The 23308-nt window shown below is 57.4% G+C and carries 20 protein-coding genes and 4 tRNA genes; 15 read left to right on the forward strand and 9 right to left on the reverse strand.

Features of this window, described 5'->3' with window-relative positions:
• Positions 1 to 327: 327 nt before the first annotated feature.
• Complete coding sequence (locus tag ACF8YQ_RS05585) at positions 328 to 1842, forward strand: fumarate hydratase (RefSeq protein WP_396622835.1); 1515 nt, start codon at positions 328 to 330, stop codon at positions 1840 to 1842.
• A gap of 42 nt (positions 1843 to 1884) precedes the next feature.
• On the opposite strand, the gene ACF8YQ_RS05590 is transcribed toward ACF8YQ_RS05585, so the two are convergent.
• Both ACF8YQ_RS05590 and ACF8YQ_RS05595 read right to left on the reverse strand, forming a co-directional pair.
• Positions 1885 to 2208, reverse strand: a complete 324-nt coding sequence (locus ACF8YQ_RS05590; RefSeq protein ID WP_023010611.1) for an MGMT family protein — start codon at positions 2206 to 2208, stop codon at positions 1885 to 1887.
• 23 nt (positions 2209 to 2231) lie between these two features.
• Positions 2232 to 2993 carry an SDR family oxidoreductase gene (locus ACF8YQ_RS05595; RefSeq protein ID WP_396622836.1) on the reverse strand — a complete coding sequence of 254 codons (762 nt, stop codon included), beginning with the start codon at positions 2991 to 2993 and terminating at the stop codon, positions 2232 to 2234.
• Between the two features lie 72 nt (positions 2994 to 3065).
• On the opposite strand from ACF8YQ_RS05595, the gene ACF8YQ_RS05600 reads away from it, so the two are divergent.
• The 6 genes from ACF8YQ_RS05600 (at position 3066) to gspD (ending at position 9628) form a co-directional block, all read left to right on the forward strand.
• Entirely contained in the window at positions 3066 to 3623 is a 558-nt protein-coding gene (locus ACF8YQ_RS05600) for an FxsA family protein (RefSeq protein WP_023009840.1), read from the forward strand.
• A 196-nt stretch (positions 3624 to 3819) separates the two neighbouring features.
• Positions 3820 to 4107 carry a co-chaperone GroES gene (groES, locus tag ACF8YQ_RS05605; RefSeq protein ID WP_011785505.1) on the forward strand — a complete coding sequence of 96 codons (288 nt, stop codon included), beginning with the start codon at positions 3820 to 3822 and terminating at the stop codon, positions 4105 to 4107.
• Between the two features lie 76 nt (positions 4108 to 4183).
• Positions 4184 to 5836, forward strand: a complete 1653-nt coding sequence (groL, locus tag ACF8YQ_RS05610) for a chaperonin GroEL (RefSeq protein WP_014421008.1) — start codon at positions 4184 to 4186, stop codon at positions 5834 to 5836.
• 166 nt (positions 5837 to 6002) lie between these two features.
• The gene (gene gspN, locus ACF8YQ_RS05615; protein WP_396622837.1) at positions 6003 to 6794 is read left to right on the forward strand and encodes a type II secretion system protein N; all 792 of its coding nucleotides are present in this window, start codon (positions 6003 to 6005) and stop codon (positions 6792 to 6794) included.
• A gap of 1 nt (position 6795) precedes the next feature.
• Positions 6796 to 7644, forward strand: coding sequence for a type II secretion system protein N (locus ACF8YQ_RS05620; protein WP_396622838.1), 849 nt, complete (start codon positions 6796 to 6798; stop codon positions 7642 to 7644).
• 34 nt (positions 7645 to 7678) lie between these two features.
• Positions 7679 to 9628: a type II secretion system secretin GspD gene (gene gspD / locus ACF8YQ_RS05625; protein WP_396622839.1), complete on the forward strand. Its 1950-nt coding sequence runs from the start codon at positions 7679 to 7681 to the stop codon at positions 9626 to 9628.
• Between the two features lie 87 nt (positions 9629 to 9715).
• Here gspD and ACF8YQ_RS05630 read toward each other — a convergent pair whose 3' ends face one another.
• The 6 genes from ACF8YQ_RS05630 to purE all read right to left on the reverse strand — a co-directional run bounded on the left by ACF8YQ_RS05630 (position 9716) and on the right by purE (position 17063).
• The gene (locus tag ACF8YQ_RS05630) at positions 9716 to 11695 is read right to left on the reverse strand and encodes a M48 family metallopeptidase (protein WP_396622840.1); all 1980 of its coding nucleotides are present in this window, start codon (positions 11693 to 11695) and stop codon (positions 9716 to 9718) included.
• A gap of 10 nt (positions 11696 to 11705) precedes the next feature.
• Positions 11706 to 12293, reverse strand: a complete 588-nt coding sequence (locus ACF8YQ_RS05635) for a LemA family protein (protein WP_226597131.1) — start codon at positions 12291 to 12293, stop codon at positions 11706 to 11708.
• Positions 12294 to 12316: 23 nt separating this feature from the next.
• Entirely contained in the window at positions 12317 to 14377 is a 2061-nt protein-coding gene (locus ACF8YQ_RS05640; protein ID WP_396622841.1) for a putative bifunctional diguanylate cyclase/phosphodiesterase, read from the reverse strand.
• Between the two features lie 256 nt (positions 14378 to 14633).
• The gene (gene sodB / locus ACF8YQ_RS05645) at positions 14634 to 15212 is read right to left on the reverse strand and encodes a superoxide dismutase [Fe] (protein WP_011785497.1); all 579 of its coding nucleotides are present in this window, start codon (positions 15210 to 15212) and stop codon (positions 14634 to 14636) included.
• A gap of 73 nt (positions 15213 to 15285) precedes the next feature.
• Positions 15286 to 16404: a 5-(carboxyamino)imidazole ribonucleotide synthase gene (locus ACF8YQ_RS05650; protein ID WP_396622842.1), complete on the reverse strand. Its 1119-nt coding sequence runs from the start codon at positions 16402 to 16404 to the stop codon at positions 15286 to 15288.
• A 167-nt stretch (positions 16405 to 16571) separates the two neighbouring features.
• Complete coding sequence (gene purE / locus ACF8YQ_RS05655; RefSeq protein ID WP_011785495.1) at positions 16572 to 17063, reverse strand: 5-(carboxyamino)imidazole ribonucleotide mutase; 492 nt, start codon at positions 17061 to 17063, stop codon at positions 16572 to 16574.
• A gap of 186 nt (positions 17064 to 17249) precedes the next feature.
• On the opposite strand from purE, the gene ACF8YQ_RS05660 reads away from it, so the two are divergent.
• The 6 genes from ACF8YQ_RS05660 to ACF8YQ_RS05685 all read left to right on the forward strand — a co-directional run bounded on the left by ACF8YQ_RS05660 (position 17250) and on the right by ACF8YQ_RS05685 (position 19958).
• Entirely contained in the window at positions 17250 to 18209 is a 960-nt protein-coding gene (locus ACF8YQ_RS05660; RefSeq protein WP_396622843.1) for a hypothetical protein, read from the forward strand.
• A gap of 117 nt (positions 18210 to 18326) precedes the next feature.
• A complete protein-coding gene (locus ACF8YQ_RS05665) occupies positions 18327 to 19184 on the forward strand; it encodes a DUF2846 domain-containing protein (protein ID WP_396622844.1) in 858 nt (285 codons plus the stop codon).
• A 45-nt stretch (positions 19185 to 19229) separates the two neighbouring features.
• On the forward strand, positions 19230 to 19499 hold the full coding sequence (locus tag ACF8YQ_RS05670) for a hypothetical protein (RefSeq protein ID WP_396622845.1): 270 nt from the start codon (positions 19230 to 19232) through the stop codon (positions 19497 to 19499).
• A gap of 179 nt (positions 19500 to 19678) precedes the next feature.
• A tRNA-Val gene (locus ACF8YQ_RS05675) sits at positions 19679 to 19754 on the forward strand.
• Positions 19755 to 19796: 42 nt separating this feature from the next.
• Positions 19797 to 19873: transfer RNA gene (locus ACF8YQ_RS05680), tRNA-Asp, on the forward strand.
• A gap of 9 nt (positions 19874 to 19882) precedes the next feature.
• Positions 19883 to 19958: transfer RNA gene (locus ACF8YQ_RS05685), tRNA-Val, on the forward strand.
• A 134-nt stretch (positions 19959 to 20092) separates the two neighbouring features.
• Here ACF8YQ_RS05685 and ACF8YQ_RS05690 read toward each other — a convergent pair.
• Positions 20093 to 21499, reverse strand: a complete 1407-nt coding sequence (locus ACF8YQ_RS05690; protein WP_396622846.1) for a 3-oxoacyl-ACP reductase — start codon at positions 21497 to 21499, stop codon at positions 20093 to 20095.
• Positions 21500 to 21690: 191 nt separating this feature from the next.
• On the opposite strand from ACF8YQ_RS05690, the gene ACF8YQ_RS05695 reads away from it, so the two are divergent.
• A complete protein-coding gene (locus ACF8YQ_RS05695; RefSeq protein ID WP_396622847.1) occupies positions 21691 to 23007 on the forward strand; it encodes an acetyl-CoA C-acetyltransferase in 1317 nt (438 codons plus the stop codon).
• 108 nt (positions 23008 to 23115) lie between these two features.
• Positions 23116 to 23192: transfer RNA gene (locus tag ACF8YQ_RS05700), tRNA-Met, on the forward strand.
• The last annotated feature ends 116 nt before the right edge of the window (positions 23193 to 23308 follow it).

Here is a 23308-nt window from a genome sequence, read left to right on the forward strand (position 1 = left end):
GCGACAGAGTAGCAAGTGTTGATCAGCCAAAAGTGTGATTCTGCGTCTGGAAACCCTCCTCGCACCCTTGGAGTGGCCCTCAATCAAAAATAGTGGCCGCTCCGCGGTTTGTCGAGTTCCAGTGACCGGGTAATGCCTGTTTTAACAAATTGTTGCGAATTGGTTTTACCGTCATAGCTATTTTCGCTGGCCTACATAGCATTTGCGCCTTCTGTCGCATCAACCGCTGAGTCGAATTTCTGGTAAACTCTCGCTTCCTTATATAAGCAGGGGGCTGCTTTGGTGGCTCCGCATACTTCCGATAATCAGAAAGCTGATGAGGCCACTATGACCACCGTGATCCGCCAGGACGACCTGATCGAAAGCGTAGCCGATGCGCTGCAGTTCATTTCCTATTATCACCCGAAGGATTTCATTCAGGCCGTGTACGAGGCCTACCAGAAGGAAGAGTCCCAGGCGGCCAAGGATGCCATGGCCCAGATTCTGATTAACTCCCGCATGTGCGCCCAGGGCCATCGCCCGATCTGTCAGGACACCGGTATCGTTACCGTGTTCGTGAACATCGGTATGGATGTGAAGTTCGAGTGCGACATGGCGCTGGACGACGTGATCAACGAAGGCGTTCGCCGCGCTTACACACATCCGGACAACGTACTGCGGGCCTCTGTGCTGGCAGACCCGGACGGCAAGCGCCAGAACACCAAGGACAACACCCCGGCCATCATTCACTACAAGATGGTGCCGGGTAACACCGTAGAAGTGCACGTTGCAGCCAAGGGCGGCGGTTCTGAGGCCAAGTCCAAGTTTGCCATGTTGAACCCGTCTGACTCCGTAGTGGAGTGGGTTCTGAAAATGATTCCGCAGATGGGTGCCGGCTGGTGTCCGCCTGGCATGCTGGGTATCGGTATTGGTGGTACCGCCGAGAAGGCGATGGAACTGGCCAAGGAAGCCCTGCTGGATCCGATCGATATTCACGATCTGCAGGCCCGTGGCGCCTCCAACCGCGCTGAAGAGCTGCGCCTTGAGCTGTTCGAGAAGGTAAACGAGCTGGGCATTGGCGCCCAGGGTCTGGGCGGCCTGACCACCGTTCTGGATGTGAAGGTAAAGGATTACCCGACCCACGCGGCCAACAAGCCGGTGGCGATCATCCCGAACTGTGCCGCTACCCGCCACGCACACTTTGTGCTGGATGGCACTGGCCCCTCCCTGCAGACTCCGCCGAGCCTGGACGACTGGCCGGAAATCACCTGGGAAGTGGGTGAGAATGTTCGCCGCGTGAACCTGGACACCGTGACACCGGAAGACGTGAAAGACTGGCAGCCGGGTGAGACCGTTCTGCTGTCCGGCAAGATGCTGACCGGCCGTGATGCCGCCCACAAGAAGATGGTAGATATGATCGAGCGCGGCGAAGAGCTGCCGGTGGATCTGAAAGGTCGCTTCATCTATTACGTGGGCCCGGTTGATCCGGTTCGCGAAGAAGTGGTTGGCCCGGCAGGCCCCACCACCGCCACCCGTATGGATAAGTTCACCGACACCATGCTGGAGAAAACCGGCCTGACCGGCATGATCGGTAAAGCCGAGCGTGGCCAGGTTGCCATCGACGCCATCAAGAAGCACGGCGCAGTGTATCTGATGGCGGTGGGTGGTGCTGCGTACCTGGTCTCCAAGGCCATCAAGGGCGCCAAGGTGGTGGCCTTCGAAGAGCTGGGTATGGAAGCCATCTACGAGTTTGAGGTGGAAGAAATGCCGGTAACCGTAGCCGTGGATTCCCGTGGCAGTTCCGTGCACCAGACCGGCCCGGTTGAGTGGCACGACAAGATCATTGCCGCCAAGGCGGTTTGATCTGAGTCTTTGTTGGTCCGGTGGCAGCCTTGGGCGTTCGGCTCAAGGCTGCCACTGAAAGTCCTTCATCTTTACCCTTCCTTTATACACTTCCACCCCTTCCAGCCTCAGTTTCTCTGTTTGAAGCTGGCAGGTTTCCGTGCCTTCAGGAAAAGCGATCTGGCCATTGCTCCGGATAACCCGATACCAGGGAATGCAGTGGCCGGCGGGCAGTTTGCCCAGGGCACGGCCAACGAAACGCGCCTGGCGTCCGAGGCCGGCCATGGCGGCTACCTGGCCGTAGCTGGCCACTTTTCCTTTCGGAATCGCGGCCACTACCTGCCAGATTTTCTGCTCCTTTGTCGGTTCTTTTTCGGACTCGTTCATTCAGAGCTCCGGAATTGGCCGGGTTACAGGCGCAGGGCGCCGTCCACCTCGATCATGCGGCCAGAAACGTAGTCGTTCTCGAAGATAAATGCTACCGCCGAGGCGATTTCCTCTGGCTTGCCCATGCGTCTCAGGGGGATGCCGGCGGTCATTTTCTCCAGGGCTTCGGGCTTCATGGAGGCCGTCATTTCGGTTTCGATAAACCCTGGGGCGATGCCCATACAGCGGATGCCGTAGCGGGCGAGTTCTTTGGCCCACACTGGCACCAGGGCAGATACGCCGGCTTTGGCGGCGGAGTAGTTGCTCTGGCCCATGTTTCCGGCGCGGGAGATGGAGGCGATGTTGATGATCGCGCCCTGGTCGCCGTTTTCGATCATGCGGGTGGCCGCTTCCCGGCCGCACAGGAAAACGCCGGTGAGGTTAACGTCGATCACGGACTGCCACTGGGCCAGTTCCATGCGCTTCTCGAGCTTGCCGTCCTTGAATTTCACCATCAGGCCGTCGCGCAGGATGCCGGCGTTGTTCACCAGGCCGTTGAGGTGGCCGAAGTCATTGATGATTGCCTGAAAGGTTGCCTCAACGTCTTCTTCTTTGGCGACGTTACAGACATAGGTTTTGGCGTCGCCACCGGCCAGTTTGCAGGCCTCAGCGGCTTCAGCCAGCTTGTCTTCCATCAGGTCGATGAGTGCCAGCCTGGCGCCTTTGGCTGCCAGGTATTCAGCCATTGCGCGGCCGAGGCCCTGGCCGCCACCAGTGATTGCGATAACAGAATCTTGAAGTTTCATGGTTTGCCCTAATTAAGTTCAGAGGTGTTTTACGTTCTCTGTGTGTCTGCATCGTTTTTATGGGGAGGCATTTTGCCCGTTTTCTTTTTTCTTTTCATCGTTATGCCCATTGCCGAACTGGCGGTATTGATTCAGGTCGGTAGCGTTATCGGCGTGTTGAATACGGTAGGGCTGGTGTTTCTGACGGCTGTAATCGGGGCCTGGTTGCTGCGCCAGCAGGGGCTGGCGACCTTGTTGCGGGCGAATGAACGGCTCAACAGCGGTGAGTTGCCGGCAAAAGAAGTGGCCGAGGGGCTGATTCTTGCGGTCGGTGGCGCCATGTTGCTCACGCCGGGGTTTATCACCGACACCTTCGGCTTTCTGTGTTTGTTGCCGGGCTCGCGACATTGGCTGGCATCGCAGGCGCTGAAGCGGATGACGGTGTCGGGGCAGAATCACGGCCGGAGTTTCTTTTTCAGCGCCGGAGGCGGTGCAGGGCCCTTCGGGCAAGGCCCATTTGGCCAGCAGCGACCATTCGATCGTGATGCCAACGGCAACATCATTGAAGGCGAGTACCAGGATCAGACCCGGACTGATAGGGGCCAGCTCCAGCAGGGGCAGTCTGATCAGGATGAGCAGGAAAAAAAGTAAATTTTTTTTCGTTGCGGGTGTTGAAAACCTTTCGCTCAACCCCATTAACACAGCACAGATTCGCTTCAGGCTGAAAACCGCTGTCTATCAGTGGCTTGGATGCCGGGGCAATTTGTCGGGTCCGGGTCTCCGGCCAGACATTTTTAACATGCAATTGTCATTGCCACATTAATCTGACTATTGGAGAAACAGAGCAATGAAAATTCGTCCGCTACACGATCGTGTTGTCGTACGCCGTAAGGAAGAAGAAGAGAAAACTGCGGGTGGCATCGTGCTGCCGGGTAATGCCAAAGAAAAGCCTTCCCAGGGCGAAGTGATCGCTGTGGGTAATGGCCGCATTCTGGATAACGGCGAAACCCGTGCACTGGCGGTCAAGGTGGGTGACACCGTGGTCTTCGGTCAGTACGCCGGTAACACCGTGAAGGTTGACGGTGAAGAGCTGCTCATCATGAGTGAGAACGATATTTACGGCGTGCTTGAGTGATCGCAACAGCGATAGGCACGAACGCTCATTAATCCGATTGGTTCAATTTTCGGTTTAACGAACAGGAATAGAAGACATGGCAGCAAAAGACGTTAAATTCGGTGATAGCGCCCGTAAGCGCATGGTAGCAGGTGTTAACATCCTGGCGGACGCGGTCAAGGTAACCCTGGGCCCCAAAGGTCGTAACGTGGTTCTGGAGAAGTCTTTCGGCGCTCCGACTGTGACCAAGGACGGCGTATCTGTGGCCAAGGAAATCGAGCTGAAAGACAAGTTCGAGAACATGGGCGCGCAGATGGTGAAGGAAGTCGCTTCCCAGGCCAACGAAACTGCTGGTGACGGTACCACGACTGCGACCGTACTGGCCCAGTCCATCGTGAATGAGGGTATCAAGGCCGTGACAGCCGGCATGAACCCGATGGACCTGAAGCGTGGTATCGACAAAGGTACCGCCGAAGCTGTTAAAGCTATCCGTGAAATGGCCAAGCCCTGCGACGACAGCCGCATGATCGCCCAGGTCGGTACTATCTCCGCCAACGGTGACGAGACCATCGGCAAAATCATCGCCGACGCGATGGAAAAAGTCGGTAAAGAAGGCGTCATTACCGTTGAGGAAGGCCGTGGCCTGGAAGACGAGCTGGACGTGGTTGAAGGCATGCAGTTTGACCGCGGTTTCCTGAGCCCGTACTTCATCAACAACCAGGACAACATGTCCGCCGAGCTGGAAGACCCGTACATCCTGCTGGTTGACAAGAAGATCTCCAACATCCGCGAACTGCTGCCGGTGCTGGAAGCGGTTGCAAAGGCTGGTAAGCCGCTGCAGATCATCGCTGAAGACATCGAAGGCGAAGCCCTGGCTACTCTGGTGGTCAACAACATGCGCGGCATTGTGAAAGTCAACGCTGTGAAGGCGCCTGGCTTTGGTGACCGTCGCAAGGAAATGCTGCAGGATATCGCCATTCTGACTGGCGGTACGGTGATTTCCGAAGAAGTCGGCCTGACCCTGGAAAACACCACTCTGGATGACCTGGGTACTGCCAAGCGTGTCAACGTGACCAAGGAAAACACCACGATCATCGGTGGCGCTGGTGCCGAGGCTGATATCAGCGCTCGCGTTGAGCAGATTCGCAAGCAGATCGAAGACAGCAGCTCTGATTACGACAAAGAGAAGCTGCAAGAGCGCGTCGCCAAGCTGGCTGGCGGTGTCGCCGTCATCAAAGTGGGCGCCGGCTCTGAAGTTGAAATGAAAGAGAAGAAGGCCCGCGTTGAAGACGCTCTGCACTCCACCCGCGCTGCCGTTGAAGAAGGCATCGTAGCTGGTGGTGGTGTTACCCTCATCCGCGCCATTGCGGCTCTGGACAAGGTAGACGCCATCAACGACGAGCAGAAAGCTGGTGTGAACATTCTGCGTCGCGCCATGGAAGCTCCGTTGCGTCAGATCGTATTCAACGCAGGCGGTGAGTCTTCTGTGGTGGTTGCCAAGGTAAAAGAAGGCGAAGGTTCCTTCGGCTTCAACGCTGCTACCGAGCAGTACGGCGACATGCTGGAAATGGGTATCCTGGATCCCGCCAAGGTAACCCGTTCTTCCCTGCAGGCAGCGGCTTCTGTCGCTTCTCTGATCATCACCACCGAGGCGATGGTTGCAGACGAGCCGGAAGACGAGAAAGCCGGCGGTGGTATGCCGGATATGGGTGGCATGGGCGGAATGGGAGGCATGGGCGGCATGATGTAATGCCGGCCAGATCCCGAACAGGTCTCAGTTTCTGAGGCCTGGCCCGATCTACCCCTGAAAACCCCGCGCTGGTTCACACTGGCGCGGGGTTTTTCGTTTTTTTGTCATGAACTTGCCCAATGGCTTTGTTAGACTCGGCTACCGGTTTTTAAATGTGCCAATTGCAATGACTGAATCCCGACCAAAATCCTTTCTCGGCCCTGGCAAAGTGGTTCTGCTGCTGTTGCTCGGTCTGCTGGTTTACGGGATCACGCTGATTGTTCTGGTTCCGGCTGGCTGGCTCTGGCAGCAGGCCTCGGCCCAGGTGCAGCTGCCAGAGCAGGTTCGGGTGCAGCAGGTATCCGGGCGTCTCTGGGATGGGGCCGCAGGGGTTGTTGTGGCTGGTTTTCCGGCACGCCTGGAATGGCAATTTGGCTGGCCATCGCTGTCCGGGGTGACATTACCGCTGCAATTTTCCGTGTCTTCATCACAATCCCGCGTGGAAGGGGTTGCCCGTGCCGGTTGGCAGGGTAATTTTGAGGTCAGTGCCAATGGGCTGATAGCGGTTGCCGAGTTCGAGCAACTGATACGCCAGAGCGGTGGCGCCATGATTGAGGGAACCGTGTCTGTGGATCGCTTCGAGATGTCCTGGTCAGACGGTCGCCTGAAGTCAGCAGACGGGCTCGGGCGCTGGGATGGTGGCAGGGTTACCTGGCCGATGGGCAATCAGGTGGGCCAGGCCGTGTTTCCTCCCATGCAGGCAGATCTGGACACCGTGGACGGAGGCGTTTCACTGGTAGTGGCAGAGCAGGGTGCAAGCGGGCCGGCGGCTGATGCCAGCATACTCTGGGATGGCATGATGGAACTGCGGGTGTACAAGCGCATGGTCGATCTGGCGCAACAGCCCTGGCCAGATTCTGCAAGGCCGGGTGACGTAGTGTTCCGGGTCCGGCAGCCATTGCTGCCCGGAGGCCTGTAATATGATGAAGCTGTCGGTGGGGCGTCAGGAGCGGTTCTCGCGTACATTGGCGAATCTGCTGTTGCTTGCGCTGGTGCTTTACCTTGCGGTAGAGCTGGCGAAACTAACCTGGTTGATTGCCTGGAACGACCGGCCTGTACCGGAAATCTTCGGGCAGACGGCTGCCGGCGCTGAGGTCCGTAGCCGAGTGTCAGAGGCTCCGATCGCCGGTTATGAGTTCTTCGGGAGGCCGGATAATCAGGTGGGTGTGGCCGACGTGGTGCGCCGCTCTGCACCGGAAACCGGGCTGCGCCTGAGGCTGGAAGGTGTGCTTGTCGGGCAGCGTCCGGAGGACTCCGGTGCTATAGTTGCCGGAAGTAACGGCGAAACCGAATACTATCGGGTTGGCGACCAGTTACCGGGCAACGCTGAGCTGGCGGAGGTCGAGGCTGGAAGAATTCTGCTACGCAGGGGGGGGAGGTACGAATCCCTGGCGTTTGAGGAACAGATAGAGACCGGAGCGCTGGTTGCGGAAGAGCCGGTGCAAACGGCAGAATCGCCGGATACCTACCTGGAAGACGCCAGAGCGCGGTTGGACAGTGAAGGCGTGGCTGCACTGGCAACCTACGGTCTGCAGCCTGCAGAGGATCGCAGTGGGTATGTGTATGATGGCTCCAACGCCATGCTGAACGCCGTGAATCTGCGTCCGGGAGATATCATTACCTCGGTGAACGGTCAGCCTCTGGGCGACATCGAGCAGGACAAGCAGTTGCTGGACAGTTGGCGCAGCCAGCCGCAGCTGGATATAGAAATTGAACGTGACGGAACCCTGCTGACGGTCAGTTACGCCATACCCGAACAATGGCGCTGACAGGGTACTCAAAATAACAGGACGATATCGCCAGATGTATAACCACAAGATCAACCTCCTCCAGGCAATCATGTTCGCGCTTTTATTGCCGCTGGCTTCGCTGGCGCAGGCGCAGGAAGAAACCTGGAGGCTGAACCTCAAGGATGCGGACATTCGGGCCTTCGTCACCCAGGTGGCAGACATAACCGGCTACAGCTTTGTGGTGGATCCCCGGGTTAAAGGGAAGGTCACGGTATTGTCCAGTGCCCCCATGAACAAGGACGAAATATACGATCTTTTCCTGGCAGTGCTGAATGTGCACGGTTTTACTGCGATCCCCGGAGAGGAAGTCGTCAAAATTGTCCAGCAGGTCGATGCCAAACAGTCTGCAGAGAACCTGAACAGGTTTCCGCAAACGCCTTCCGAGCAATTGATTACCCGTGTTATCCAGATTGATAATGCCAACGCCCTGGAACTGGTTCCGATTCTGCGTCCCCTGGTCGCCAAATACGGCCATCTGGCGGGTGTGGCTGCGGCAAACGCCCTGATTGTCAGTGATCATGCCTCTAACATCGCTCGCATTGAACAGATCGTTCGGGAACTGGACAGCCCCTCTAAATACGAAGTGGAAGTGATTCAGCTGCAGGAAGCCTGGGTTGGTGACATGGTGACCCTGCTGCAGGAGCTGGCACCAGAAGAGCTTGGCCGCGTTGGCGGTGAGAATGCCGCACGCAAATACAGCGTGACAGCCGACGAGCGCAGCAATCGATTGATTCTGCGGGGCGACGAAACCTTTCGGGACAAGATGCGCGGTTTGATTCTCCAACTGGACCAACCGTCTGCCAGTGGCGGAACCACCAAGGTGATTCGTCTTCGTCATGCCGATGCCAAGACCCTGACCGAAATACTCAAAGGTGTGATGGGTGAGGTAGTGAAAGAGGGTAGCGCTGGCGGCAGTTCGGGTGGCTCTGCCGGGAATCCGGGCAGCAGCTTTTCAGTCTTTGCCGACGAAGGGCTGAATGCTCTCGTCGTCCGGGGGGACCCCTCCCTGATGCAGGAAGCCGAGCAGATTGTGGCACAGCTGGATGTGCGCCGTGCCCAGGTGATGATTGAAGCGGCCATTGTGGAAATCAGTGATGAGCTGGGCGATCAGCTCGGGGTGCAATTGGCGGCTGGCGATGAGTCTGCAGGTTCATTTCCGGTGCTGGGTACAAACCTGACCAGTGGCCAGGGTATGGTTGGCCTGAACTCCGTGATTGGAGCTCTGGTGGGTGACACTATTCCGCAGCTAGCCGGCGGGTTGACCGTCGGTGCCGGGCAGCGTGATGAGGATGGTGTTACCTGGGGCTTACTGATTCAGGCACTGTCCTCTTCTTCCGCGGCGAACCTGTTGTCTACGCCCAGCATTATTACCCTCGACAATCAGGAATCTGAAATTATCGTTGGCCAGAACGTACCGTTCCGTACTGGCCAGTCTACCGTGACCGGAGACGGGACCACCAACCCGTTTACCACCATCGAGCGGCGCGATGTGGGGTTGTCGCTGAAAGTCACGCCTACGATCAGTGCCGATGGCTTGGTGCGTCTGGTGGTTGAGCAAACGACCGAGGACATTTCCACAACCAGCGTTGATGGTGCATCCGATCTGATCACCAACAAACGTGAGATTAAAACCACCGTGCTGGCGGATGACGGTGAGACCGTGGTACTGGGCGGTCTGATCAAGGACGATTACCAGGTCAGCAAGAGCAAGGTGCCGCTGCTGGGCGATATCCCGGTGCTTGGTCGCTTGTTCTCTTCTGAATCCGAGACCCGCGTTAAGCGCAACCTGCTGGTTTTCCTACGCCCCACGATTATGTTGGGCAAGGCAGATGCTGTGGCGGCGACCACTGAAAAGTTCAACCGCCTCTGGGATGTGAACCTGGAAGTGCGGGAAAAGCTTGGCTTGCCGCAGGAAGAATCTGATCCGTCGGTTGATATGCTGTTTGAAGGGCGCCGGCAGTAGGCAGTTGTGCGGGCGAGACAGCGTGGATAACCGCGCTGTCTGATCATCGCCCTGGCGAGCAGGACTGGGGCGGTGCTTCGAGTGCTCTCAGAGTGGCGGCATCGGGCAGTCCAGCTGATCCGCCACCAGCCTCATTAATTCGTATTCCTTAACTTCCACCTTTCCGTCGTGACTGATGCAATGTCCGCAGGCATCAATAATGGAAGGCTTCAGCAGTGGTGAGAGCTTGCTGAGAACATTCAGAGCAGCTCTAAGGTTCTGCATGGTGATCTTGCTGTGCATGGTTTCGTCGTTTCCGTTGCCGAACCCGGAAATAGCCTCCTGATAGAGCGCTTGAGCCTTTTCCGGTGCTTCGGTGCCGGCCCGGGCGAACAGGCTCAGCACCTGCTCAATGGCGGGTTTGACTTGCCGGAAGCTTCGGTATTTTACGGGCACGACCTGCCCGGAGCCACGGCCTAGATGCCGCCACAGGAAGGTGGTGAGTGCGAGTTCGAACAGGGTCACCCGGTTGTCCGCCTGAACCAGCGTCTGAATGTTTGCGAGAAGGGTGTCCCGCTCCTCCGGATCGAGCTTTCGCAACGCCGGCATGGCCAGTTCAAGCATTGGAAAACGTGCGCGTTCGCCAAGTTCTTTTAGGGATGGCAGTAGTTTACCAAGCAACTCGGGTTGGGCGCCCAGCACGGAGTGCTCTGGTATGAGAGCAAGCCTCTCGGTTTGCTCGGGGTCCGTCAGTTCGTAAATAACCAGGCCATAACAAAGCTGAACGGCCCCAGCACGGGTATATAACAGGTTGCGAAAGGTCGATGGCAGTTTCTTCAGGAGACTGCTGGCGAAGCGCTCGCTGTCCGCGGAAACCGTGCCAACGCGGCTGGACAGCGCAGGGGTTGCCGTCGGAGATTCGTTGGTCAGGGAGCTCGCCAGAGGCGATAGGCTGTACTTTCGGGTGCCTTGAGCGGGTTCGACTACCTGGCTCACCAGGTCTCCAATGGCTGCCTTATCCGGATTGCGGCCTTGTCCCTGCAAGCGTGAGCCCGGTTCGGTATCCCGTAGCCTGCTGCGCAGGCGTGCCATCAGCCCTGGCTGGATGGCGTTGATTCGTTCGTCAATGGGAGGGTGGGATGCCAGCAGGGAGGTGAATTTCATCCTTGCTGCCTCGCCGAAACACATGTGGTTCATGTCGCTGGCATGGCTGGTAGTGTCCAGATACCCGCCTTTCATCCCGATTTTGAACAGGGCGGCGCCAATGCCTTCGGGGTTACGAGTGAACTGAACGGATGACGCGTCGGCCAGCATCTCCCGTTGGCGTGAGACGGCCGACTGAATGAGCCGGCCAAAGAACACGCCGACATAGCCGATCACCATCAAGGCCAGCCCGATCAGCCCCATGGCAGCCTGTGCCCGGCCGTCCCGATTTCGGCTGCGTCCACTGCTGTAGAAGCCGGCTCTCAGGAGAAACTGGCCAATCTGGCCGATCATCAGGATGCCGGCCAGCAGGGCGATCAACCTCACGTTGATGCGCATATCGCCGTTGAGGATGTGGCTGAATTCGTGGCCTACCACGCCCTGGAGTTCGTCCCGGTTCAGCTGTGTCAGGGCCCCATGCGTGACCACCATCACCGCTTCACCAGGGGTATAGCCGGCGACAAAGGCGTTGATGCCGGTTTCATGGTCCATCACGTAGAGTTCCGGTACCGGCACGCCGCTGGCAATAGACATCTCTTCGACGATGTTGCGCAGTTTGCGTTCTTCCGGATCGCGGGTGTCCGGATCAATAGCCCGAGCGCCCACCATTCGTGCTACCCGGGTGCCGCCTCCGGCCAGATCCACCCAGCGTACCAGGGAACCGATGCCAATCAGCGCGACCACCGCACCGGCGGTCGTCAGGCCGTGGCTGGACAGCAGCCAGTAATGGAAGGGCAGGGCTGAGGTCTGGCTGCGGGTGACCATGTAACCCACCAGGCAGACCGCCAGAGTAATCAGGGTGACTGCGGTTAGAAACAGAACGACCAACAGGCCAGTGTTGCGCCGGGCATTGGCCTGGCGCTGGAAGAAACCGGGGCTCGCCATGAATCAGGCCTCAGAAACTGACTTTCGGAGCCTGGCGGGCCTCTGGAGATTCGAGCTGCAGCTGGGCGGTTTCCTTGAACGCAAACAGGCCGGCCACGATATTGTTAGGGAACTTCTCGCGGAAGATGTTGTAGTTCATCACGCCATCGTTATACGCCTGGCGCGCGAACGCGACACGGTTCTCGGTGCTGGAGAGTTCTTCCATCAGTTGCTGGATGGTCTCGTTGGCTTTCAGCTCAGGGTAATTCTCGGCCACGGCGTAGAAATTGGCGAGGGCTTTGGTGAGCAGGTTCTCGGCGCTGCCAAGGCGTTGGATCTTGGTGCTGTCGCCTGGGTCACGGGCGGCATCTTTCTGGGCGCTGACCGCGTTATTGCGTGCTTCCATTACCTGGGTCAGGGTGGACTTTTCATGGTCCAGATAGGCTTTCGCGGACTCCACCAGGTTGGGGATCAGATCGTGGCGGCGCTGAAGCTGGACATCAATCTGGGCAAAGCCATTCTTGAACTGGTTGCGCAAAGAGACGAGCTGGTTGTAGATAAACACCAGGTAGAGGATGACAACGGCGATTACGACAAGACCGATGACAGTCGTTCCCATGACTACTCCTAAGGGCTAAAGGTTCAGGCGTTATTTTCCACGATCCGGGCGTGGAAAGTCTGTACGAAATTCTCAAAATCTCTGGGTAACAAGGGCTTGGAGAAGAAATATCCCTGGGCAAGTGCACAGCCGCGCTGGCTGAGGTAATACTCCTGCTCTGCTGTTTCCACACCTTCTGCGACGACGGTCAGATTCAGGCTCTTGCCAAGGTCGATGATGGTGTTGGCAATTCGGGTATCTTCCTCGTTGATCAGCAGGTCCCGAATGAACTGCTTGTCGATCTTCAGATGCTGTACCGGCATCTGCTTCAGATAGGTCAGCGATGAATAGCCCGTGCCGAAATCATCAACCGCAATACTGATGCCGGCCCGATGCAGCCGATGCAGCTTGGCGACCGCATCGGTGAGGTTGGTCATAAAGCTGGTTTCGGTCACTTCCAGTTCCAGGCGTCCCGCCGGAATATTATGACGTTTCAGGGTGTTGAGAATATCGTCAACAATGGATTCCTGGCGTAGCTGAACGGCGGAAAGGTTCACGGCGATTCTGAGGTGAGTACCTTCGGATGCCCAGCGAGCGGCCTGCCAGCAAGCCTGATCCAGGACCCATTGACCAATCTCGACGATGGAACCATTCGCTTCCGCTACCGGAATGAAAAGATCCGGGGGAATCATGCCGTGTTCAGGGTGTTCCCACCGCAGCAGTGCTTCTGCACCAATAACGCGCCGGGTCTCCAGATTGATCTGTGGCTGGTAGACCAGGTGGAACTCGTGGTTTGCGAGGGCCTGGGCCAGGTCCTTTTCCATCTGTTTGCGTTCGCGAATTTCCTGGTCGATGCTGGCTACATAGAACTGGAAGTGGTTGTGTCCGGTTTGTTTCGCCAGTGCCATGGTTTGCTCGGCACTCTGGAGCAAGCGGTCTGCCTGGTCGGCATCTGACGGGAACAGGGAAATCCCCAGGGTGGCGGTCATGGAAATCCGGTGGTTGCCGGAATTGATCGGCGACCCGATGGTGGCCAGGACCTTCTCGGCGGTTTCTGCTGCCTGGAAGCCATCGCGCAGGTGCTTTTCAACGATGACAAACTGGTCACTGCCCAGCCGGGCGACATTGAATCTGTCTGAGGAAAGATTGGCGGTCAGGCGACTGGCGACGGTTTGCAGGATGGTGTCCCCGGTACGGAAACCGCACTGTTCATTGACGGATTTGAAGTCATCAATGCCACAGACCATGAGCGCGATCGAGCTGTGCCCTTCTCTGGCCCGTTCGATAGCGCCCTGCAGATCTTCCATAAAGGCATCCCGGCTGGGCAGGCCGGTCAGTGTGTCGTAGCGGGCAAGGCGGGTGACCCGGTCTTCGGCTTCACGATGTTTTTTCTGGGTGTCGCCGATAGCCACAAGCAGATTGTTGGTGGCGTTAACCCAAAGGCCAAGCTCATCGGCCCGGTGTCCTTCCGGAATCGACACCAGACGATCGTCCGGATGTGCCGGATCAACCTTTTTGACCGACTGCACAATGCGCAGCAGCGGGCGGGTCAGCAGCAGATGGAACACCACGAACAGTACGATGCCAAGAATGAGTGCCAGGGCGATGCCTGAGGCAAACGTCACCAGTGCTCGGCCGAGCCAGGTTCGAGCGTAGGGGGCGGTGTCGTAGTGAACCTCAAGATAGCCGTAGACAAGATCAGGATTGCTGCCCCGGGTGAGGCGCTCGCGGTATTCGCGAACCTGGCCGAAAATCGGATCGGTCAAAGGGCGAAACGCAGAGTCCTGCAGAGGGCGTAGCCGATCACCCAGTTCATCACCATCGGGATGGGTGATTTTGGCCATGTGAATGGGTTCCAGGGCGAACAGGCCGTCCACCACCTGTTGGGCAAGGGTATCATCAATGGAGAATACAGCCTGGGTGGCAGAGTCTTCCACCATGGCAAGGGTCTGGGCCGCGTCGCGTTCCAGTTCAGCCGATACCCGCTTGGCATCCAGCACCACCTGTACGGCGCTCATCAGAATACCGCTCAGCAACGCGACGAGCAGTACCCATCTGAGAATCCGGTATCCGAGGTGGTTCTCTACTTCAAAGGTTTTATGCATCCGCTGTTCTTGGCTCATCTGTCTGATTGGTTCTGTCGGACCCTGCGACAGGATCTATCACGCGGCACATGACAGTATGGTTCAGATTCCTTTCAACTTCATGGAGTATGGCCGATTTTTTCAGAGTTTCTTGCGGATGCGTGTATCGATTTGTTTCGGTTTCGTCGCATTCAGATACAGAAACGCCCGCAGGGATTCCCGTGCGGGCGTTCGGGCAACGGTTAGCCAGTTAATGCTGACCGCTGATCTGGCTGGATCACGCCAGGTTTTCGTTCACGAAATCCCAGTTGACCAGGTTCCAGAACGCTTCCAGATAGTTCGGGCGGCTGTTCCGGTAGTCGATGTAGTAGGCGTGTTCCCAGACATCAACGGTCAGTACCGGCTTGTCGGCACCGGTCAGCGGGGTTTCGGCGTTGCTGGTGTTGGCGATGGCAACACTGCCGTCAGCTTTTTTCACCAGCCAGGTCCAGCCGGAACCGAAGTTGTTGGCGGCCTTGTCGTTGAATTCTTTCTTGAAGTCTTCGAAGGAGCCAAAGGCCTTCTCGATGGCTTCTTTGGCGGCGCCGGTGGGTTCACCACCACCGTTCGGGCTCAGGCAGTGCCAGTAGAAGGTGTGGTTCCATACCTGGGCTGCGTTGTTGAACAGCGGGCCACTGGCGCTCTTGATGATGTCTTCCAGAGACTTGTTGGCATTCTCAGTACCTTCAACCAGGCCGTTCAGCTTGGTTACGTAGGTGTTGTGATGCTTGCCGTAATGATACTCCAGGGTTTCCTGAGAGATATGCGGTTCCAGTGCGTTTTTTTCGTAAGGCAGTGCGGGAAGTTCAAATGCCATGAGGTCGTTCTCCCTGGTTCTCTCTGTTTATGTGAGTTGACACTCTCGCAATATAAGGGCGGTTTGAGTTAAATCAACCCCTTGTTGTGAGAGAGCTTTTAAACTCGGGGCTGCCGGGCAGAAACTGTGCGCAGTTCCGGACCCGCCAGACCAGCTCTTCATAACTGTCTGCCAGAATGTTCACGTGCCCTAGCTTGCGGCCGGGGCGCTCCCCTTTATTATAGAGGTGAAGGTGAGCGTAGGGCAGTTCCAGTATCCGTTCAATGTCGCCGTGCTCGCCGATGATATTAATCATGCAGCTCAGGCCGCGTGCCTGAACATTGCCCAGAGCATGTCCGCTGACCGCGCGAATGTGATTCTCGAACTGGCTGGTCATGGCACCCTCAATGGTCCAGTGTCCGGAATTATGAACCCGGGGGGCCATTTCGTTGGCGACCAGGCCGTCTTCGGTCTCGAACAGCTCCAGAGTCAATACGCCCACATAGTTCAATTCGTTCAGTAGTGCCTTGATGTACTTTTCGGCATCTTGCTGGATGTGGGGTTGCAGGCCGGGTGCCGGGGCAATTGAATAACGCAGGATACCCTCGTGGTGGGTATTCTCGGCAATGGGGTAGAACGCCACATCGCCGTCCTCGCCGCGAACCGCGATGATGGACACTTCGCGCTTGAAGTTAACGAACTTCTCAACGATTACCCTGGGATGGCCGATGGCCGTCCAGGCTTCTTCTGCCTGTTCCGGATCTCTCAGGACAGCCTGGCCTTTGCCGTCGTAGCCCTCAGTGATGGATTTGGCTACCACCGGGCAGCCAAGTGCCTCGGCCGCGGCTTTCAGGGAAGCAGCGCTATCGGCGATTTTCCATTCCGGCGTTGGAATGCCAAGCTGGCCGAACAGGGTTTTCTCTGCCTCCCGGTTCTGGCAAACCTGAAGCGCCCGGGGGCAGGGGTGAACCGGCTTGTGTTGGGCCAGCTTCTCCGCCACTTCAACAGGCAGGTGCTCGAATTCGTAGGTTACGCGGTCGACGCGGGAGAGGAAGTCGTCCAGGTAGCTGCCGTCGCGATCCACAATGACTTCCCCCAGACCAGCGCTGGGGCTGCCGGACATGTCGTAGAACACAAATTCCTTTGCGAGGGGGTATCCGGCAAGGGCCAGCATGCGCCCGAGTTGGCCGGCTCCTAGTACACCGATTCTCATCTGGTTCTCCTGATCAAAAGAAAGCTGCTTCGGTGCCTGAGCGGGCCGGGGAAGACTTTCCAAAACACGCTACGAGCACATCCCTGTGCGCTTGTTTCGGGCCGTCCTTGGCCCTCAACAGTTTTGGAAAGTCTTCCCCGGCCCGCTCACCTGGCTTTGGATTGGTGCTACTGATCCCTGGGGTCAGGGTTATCCAGAATCGTCTGGGTCTGGTTTTTCCTGAAGTCTTCCACCGCCTGGCGAACCTTGTCGTCGAACGTGCCAACGATTTGTGCTGCCAGCAGGCCCGCGTTGGTGGCGCCGGCCTTGCCAATCGCCAGGGTGCCGACAGCAATGCCGCCGGGCATCTGAACGATGGAGAGCAGGGAATCAAGCCCGTTCAGTGCTTTTGATTGTACGGGGACGCCCAGTACCGGCAAAGACGTTTGTGAGGCGACCATGCCCGGCAGGTGCGCTGCGCCGCCGGCACCACCGATGATGACCTTCAGGCCGCGATCGGCCGCGGTCTTGGCGTAATCAAAAAGCAGATCCGGTGTGCGATGGGCGGAGACAACCCGGGTTTCGTAGGGCACGCCGAGTTTGTCGAGCATATCGGCAGCGTGTTCCATGGTGGGCCAGTCAGATTTGGAGCCCATGATGAGTCCAACAAGCGGCTGCATAAGCAACAGTCCTGTGATAATTGGAAAGCCGGCCATTGTATGTTCTGGCCAGTTGCCGTGCAACACGGCAAGCCCGGGCGTCCGGGTGCCGGAGCGCTTTCTTTAAAAGCCTTCATTTTAACCTGTCCGTAACTGCAGGTATTATCGTCGTTTATACAATTAAACCATCCATTTCCAGGAGCTGTAATGGAATCCATCCGCCCGGACGAAGATGAGCTGAGAGCAGAACCCCCGATTGGCGCCGGGGAAGCGCGAAAGCCCCGTACCAGTAAGGAGCGTGAGCCTGGGGGCGGGGCTCCCAAAGCCAAGTCTCCTGGTGCAGCTGCGGGCTCTGGCGGAGGCGGTGGTCGTGGTGGACGAATTCTTGTCTGGGGAGCGATTTTGGGGCTTGCCGTGGCGGCTGGCGCAGGGTGGTATAGCCAGAGTCAGCGCATCGCCGCGCTGGAGAGTCAACTGGAAGAGGCGGATTACTGGGCCCGGCAGAGCAAGCTGGCGCTGGCCCGTTTCGAGGGTGAGCTTTCGGAAACCGGGGAATCCTTGCAGGAGCGCGGTGCTTCCCTGGAGGAAAAGATAGCGGCCAATGCTGAAAAGGTAGAGACCGCCAACAGCGAGATCCGCAAGCTCTGGGTAGTTGCCAATGAGCGTAACCGGAAACAGCTTGAGGAGCATGGCCAGCGGCTCTCGGCGCTGGATCAGAATCTGGCCGAGACCGGAAAGTCAGTGTCGGACCTGGAAACTACGGTCGAACAGGTTCGTACAACGCTGGCTGGAGATATCGCTCAATTGAGCCGGAAGCTGGAGACCTCTGTGGCAGCTCTTGAGCAGGCAAATAGTGAGGCGACGTCGCAGCTGACCAGGCTAAGTCAGCAGATTGGCGACATCGATCAGGTGGTGGAGAGCCGTATCCGTCGGTTTGAGCAGGAGCAGAAACTGGGTATCGACGGTATTGAAGGCCGGCTGACCTCCCTCGAGGCCCGAACGGATGGGCTGGCCGGAGCCGGTGACGTTCAGGCACTGCGGAATCGACTGGCGGAACTGGCCCGCACCGTTGAGTCCATTGATGCATCGCGTGCCCAGCTTACCTCACGGCTTGTGCGTCTGTCGGAGGAGGTCAATCAGCTCAGGGCATCGAGCTCAGGACAGTAGTGGTTGCAGGGGATGAATGTAACGGTTTGTATTCATCCCTTGCGGTAGCTCTCATTTCTTGTGGTGGCCAGTTGTTATGATCGTCCCTACTCGATAAGGGATGAAGAGTGCATAACAATGAAAATCCGAGTGCCTTTCGTTAAGAGTGCCGTTGTTGTGGCATGCTTTCTGGTGTTGTCTGGCTGCACCGTTTATCAGTCTATTGGCAAGAGTGTGGGTGGCTTTCTGCATCCGGTGTCTGGCCATGATTTCGTGCATATCGACACCGATCAGTGGGACCAGAACAATGCCTTATTGTATTTCTACCGCACCCACTCCCAGTGGGCGGCGGATGAGATTGAGTCTCCCAGTGTCTATATTGACGACAAACACTATTTCAATATCCGCAATAACAGCTTTACCTGGCTGGAAGTGAGTCCCGGCGAACGTCACATTGCCATGCGCCGGCCATTGCTTGGGCTTGAAGGCCTGAATTCCTTCAGTCTGAGCCTGATTGCGGATGCCACCCTGAAGGTGGAGCCCGGCAAGATTTACTACCTGAGATACAACGAATTGACGGAGCCTGCACGACCGCATCCGGATCTGGATCCGGAGCACCCGCTGGCCTCGGGGGATTTGCAGCTGGTTACCCGAGAATATGCCATGCAGTCCGATGAAATTGTGACCACGCTGTTCCTGAACAGCGACTTGCTGGCGCCGAACCATGCGGCAACGTCGATTGTCGAGGTTAACGAAGACACCGACTACGAGAAGCGGAAGCTGGCTCTGGAGCAGGAGCGCGAACTGGAGATTGAGCGCCTGCAGCAGGAAGGTAAATATGAGGAAACCTCCTGGTTCTGGCCATTCGGTGGCGGGCCAACGGTGCCGCTGGAAACCGACCGCAAACTGGAGGCACTGGAGCAGGAGTATGCCCAGCTGGAACTTGAGCGCGAGCGCAGGGAAGAGGCGGAATCGGGAGGCTGGTGGATATTCTAGGCACTGTCTACACTGGAGGTGGTGTAGTGATAAGAGATAAAAATAATGTCCTTCAAAGAGACGTTTCGGCTGCGTATTGACAAGCTGGCCGGGCAGGTAGGTCCGTTGCTCGAGGAGTCCTGGCGCGAGGCTCGCCAACGCCTGGATGAACTTAACCAGGCGCTTGCCAGCCAGGCGGTGCCGGGCGAACGCCGGGCGCGGGTGAGTGAACTGGCTCTGAGAAGCAAGGGGCAGCAGGCGGGCCAGAAGTCTGCGGAAATACGCCCCTTTCCCGGGCAGGGCAAGGCAGTACAACGCTCTGATTTTGATCAATAAATGTCCATTTGAGAGCGCCTCGGAAAAAAGTTCAGCAATTTTCGGAAAAACATTTGACACAGTGAGCCAAATGCTTAAAATGCGCGTCTCACTTGGTTGAGACAGCAAGGCTGACTCAGCAAGCGCCAAGCGCAGCAAGTGACTGTTTTGAGCCTGAAATAGAGTAAGGCAGCGAAAGTGGGTGGTTAGCTCAGCTGGGAGAGCATCGCCCTTACAAGGCGAGGGTCGCAGGTTCGATCCCTGCACCACCCACCACTTTCAAAGCAGAGTTGTGATTCAGCAAGGCTGAATCGATGCGGAGCGGTAGTTCAGTTGGTTAGAATACCGGCCTGTCACGCCGGGGGTCGCGGGTTCGAGTCCCGTCCGCTCCGCCACCTTATCCCGGGTGGTTAGCTCAGCTGGGAGAGCATCGCCCTTACAAGGCGAGGGTCGCAGGTTCGATCCCTGCACCACCCACCAGATTTTAAAAAGCAGACCAATATGGTCTGCTTTTTTTATGTCCGCAGAAAATGTTAGCCGCTTGGCGCGTCGCAAAAAATGGCCGGCGCAGGGTATTCCCTGGCCGGCCTCCTCCATGAATTGCCTGCTCTGAATTACCGGCCGATCAGAGACTGACCGCACACCCGAACCACATTACCGTTCACACCCGCAGACGCAGGGTTGCAGTACCACGCGATAGCCTCGGCCACATCTACCGGTTGTCCACCCTGAGACAGGCTGTTCATGCGTCGACCGGCCTCACGGATGGTAAACGGCATGGCAGCAGTCATCTGGGTTTCGATAAAGCCCGGTGCGATGGCGTTGATGGTGATGCCGTTCTTCAGATGGCGGGCCATGGATTCGACATAGCCAATCACGCCGCTTTTAGCACAGGAATAGTTGGTCTGGCCGAAATTTCCGGCGATGCCGCTGATGGAAGAAATGCAGACAATGCGGCCGTTGTCCCGCATCAGTTTGCGCTCAGCCAGCTCCTCATCAATCAGTTCTTCCGCCGTCAGGTTGACGGCAATGGTCATATCCCAGAAGTGCTCGGGCATGTTGCCGAGAGTCTTGTCCCTGGTGATGCCGGCGTTGTGGATAACGAAGTCAACACCGCCGGTTTCCTTCTCGATAAAGTCTGCGATCAGCTTTGGCGCCTTCTCATCGGTGATGTCGCAGGCCAGCGCCTTGCCTTTCAGGGCACCGGTTACTTTCTGCAGTTCTTCAAGTGCCGGCGGGATGTCCAGCCCGATGACGGTTGCGCCGTCTCTGGCCAGGGTTTCAGCAATGGCGGCACCAATGCCTCGGGATGCGCCGGTCACCAGGGCCACTTTGCCTGACAATGGTGCGACCGGATTGGTGGCTTTGGCTTCGTCGGCTTTGCCAATGCGGACCACCTGCCCGGAGACATAGGCTGAGCGTGGCGACAGGAAGAACCGAACCGAGGAATCCAGCTGGTTTTCGGCATTAGGTGCGATCCACACCAGATTCGCGGTGGAGCCCTTTTTGCCGATCTCTTTGCCAACGGCCCTGACAAAGCCTTCCAGCGCTTGTTGTGCTGCAGCCTGAGGGGCCTTGCGGCAGGTGTGCGGGTCCTGGCCAATCACCAGAACCCGGCCATTCGCCGCCAGTTTTCGGATAGTGGGGTGGAAAAAGTCATACAAGGCGCGCAGTTCGCTTGGTTTCTGCAGGCCGGAGGCATCAAAAATCAGCGCCGAGAACTTACCGGAGACCTCGCCGGTGATCTCCAGTGCCCGGGCTTTGGGGCTTGCCTTGGCCGATTCAGCCAGGGTTTCCGGCCCGGAGGCGTGGTGCAGCGTGGCCGGGCTGGCACCAACAATGCTGCCCAGGGTGGCAATGGCGCGGGCACCGTTGCCGGCACCAATGAGGACATCGCCCTCAACAAAGGGCTGATCCACCCGCTTGAGACGTTTCAGCGGGGCCGGTGACGGCAAACCAAGAGACTGGGCGGCGGTTTTTCCCACCGGGGTATTCACGAGTTTGAGGTAGAGGTCAGACATGTTTTCTTCCTTGTGTATCTGGTTGATTGCAAATTAGCCTAAAGGGTAAGGAATCTTCCAGCTATTGTATTGACTGAACGCAGGTTGTGCGTTGTCAGAGTTGCCAATGAGAGACTGCCGTCAGGCGCTAGACTCATCAACAGTATCGGTGAACCGAAACAGAATCATCTGACTCACAAGGAAACACAGCGATGGCACAGGCAAAGAAAACCTCAGTACCCGTGAAAGGGGCAAGCCAGGGCATTCGACGGGTTGCCGTTATTGGCGGTAACCGTATTCCGTTTGCCCGCTCCAATACTGCCTACAGCAAGATCAGTAACCAGGAATTGTTGACTTCGGCGCTTCGTGGGCTGGTGGATCGCTTTAATCTGGACGGCATGAGAATGGGCGAAGTGGTCGCGGGCGCCGTGATCAAACATTCCAGGGACTTCAATCTTACCCGTGAATCGGTTCTCAGCTGTGGTCTGGCACCTGAAACCCCGGCCTACGATATTCAGCAAGCTTGCGGAACCGGGCTGGAAGCCGCGATTCTGGTGGCGAACAAAATAGCGTTGGGTCAGATCGAGTGCGGAATTGCTGGCGGCACCGATACCACGTCCGATGCGCCGATCGGGGTGGGAGAAGGGCTCCGGGAGATCCTGCTGGATCTCAACCGGGCCAAGACCACCAAGGAGCGTCTGAAAATTCTTGGGCGCTTCCGGCCAGGCCATCTGGTACCGGAAATTCCGGAAAACGGTGAACCCCGAACAGGCATGTCCATGGGTGACCATTGTCAGGTGACTGCCAAAGAGTGGAGCATCGCCCGGGAAGATCAGGATCGCCTGGCCTGGGAAAGCCATCAGAAGCTGGCAAAAGCCTACGGTGAGGGTTTCTTCGACGATCTGATCACATCCATGGCCGGTCTCGATAAAGACAATATCCTGCGTCCGGACACCACGCTGGAAAAACTGGCCGCCCTCAAGCCCTGTTTTGATCGGGAAAACGGCACCATGACCGCGGCCAACAGCACGGCGCTCACCGATGGCGCCTCAGCGGTTCTGTTGGCCAGCGAAGAATGGGCAAAGGCCCATAACATGGATGTCAAAGCCTGGCTGACCTTCTCCGAAGTGGCTGCTGTGGATTTCGTCGACAAGAAAGAGGGCCTGCTGATGGCGCCAGCCTATGCCGTACCCCGGATGCTGGAAAGGGCAGGCCTGACCCTTCAGGATTTCGACTTCTATGAGATTCACGAGGCATTTGCGGCACAGGTTTTATCTACCCTGAAAGCCTGGGAAGATCCGGGATTCTGCAGGGAGCGCCTGGGGCTGGAAAAACCATTGGGCACCATTGATCGCGACAAGCTGAACGTGAAGGGTTCGAGTCTGGCCACGGGGCATCCGTTTGCCGCCACGGGGGGCCGTATTGTCGCCACGCTGGCCAAGCTGCTGGAGCAGAAAGGTAGTGGTCGTGGCCTGATCTCAATCTGCGCCGCTGGCGGCCAGGGCGTGACGGCAATTCTGGAACGCTGATCCGGGCGGGATAGGTAATAACCGAAATCCTCTTTGACAGCTGGCGGCCAGAGCTATAGTATTCGCGCCACGTTGATCGGGCCTCTACCTGATTAATGAAAAGTTTGATGCGGGATGGAGCAGTCTGGTAGCTCGTCGGGCTCATAACCCGAAGGTCGTTGGTTCGAATCCAGCTCCCGCTACCAAAAAAGAAAAAGGCAGGTCAGTTACCTTCACTGATCTGCCTTTTTTGCTTTCTGGGCGGCAGATTATTCCCATGGCCATTATTGCCGGGTGATGCCCCTTTCTGACCAAGCAAAAG

It is taken from the genome of Marinobacter sp. W-8 (genome assembly GCF_044342215.1).
In the GTDB taxonomy this organism is placed as follows: Bacteria; Pseudomonadota; Gammaproteobacteria; order Pseudomonadales; family Oleiphilaceae; genus Marinobacter; species Marinobacter nauticus.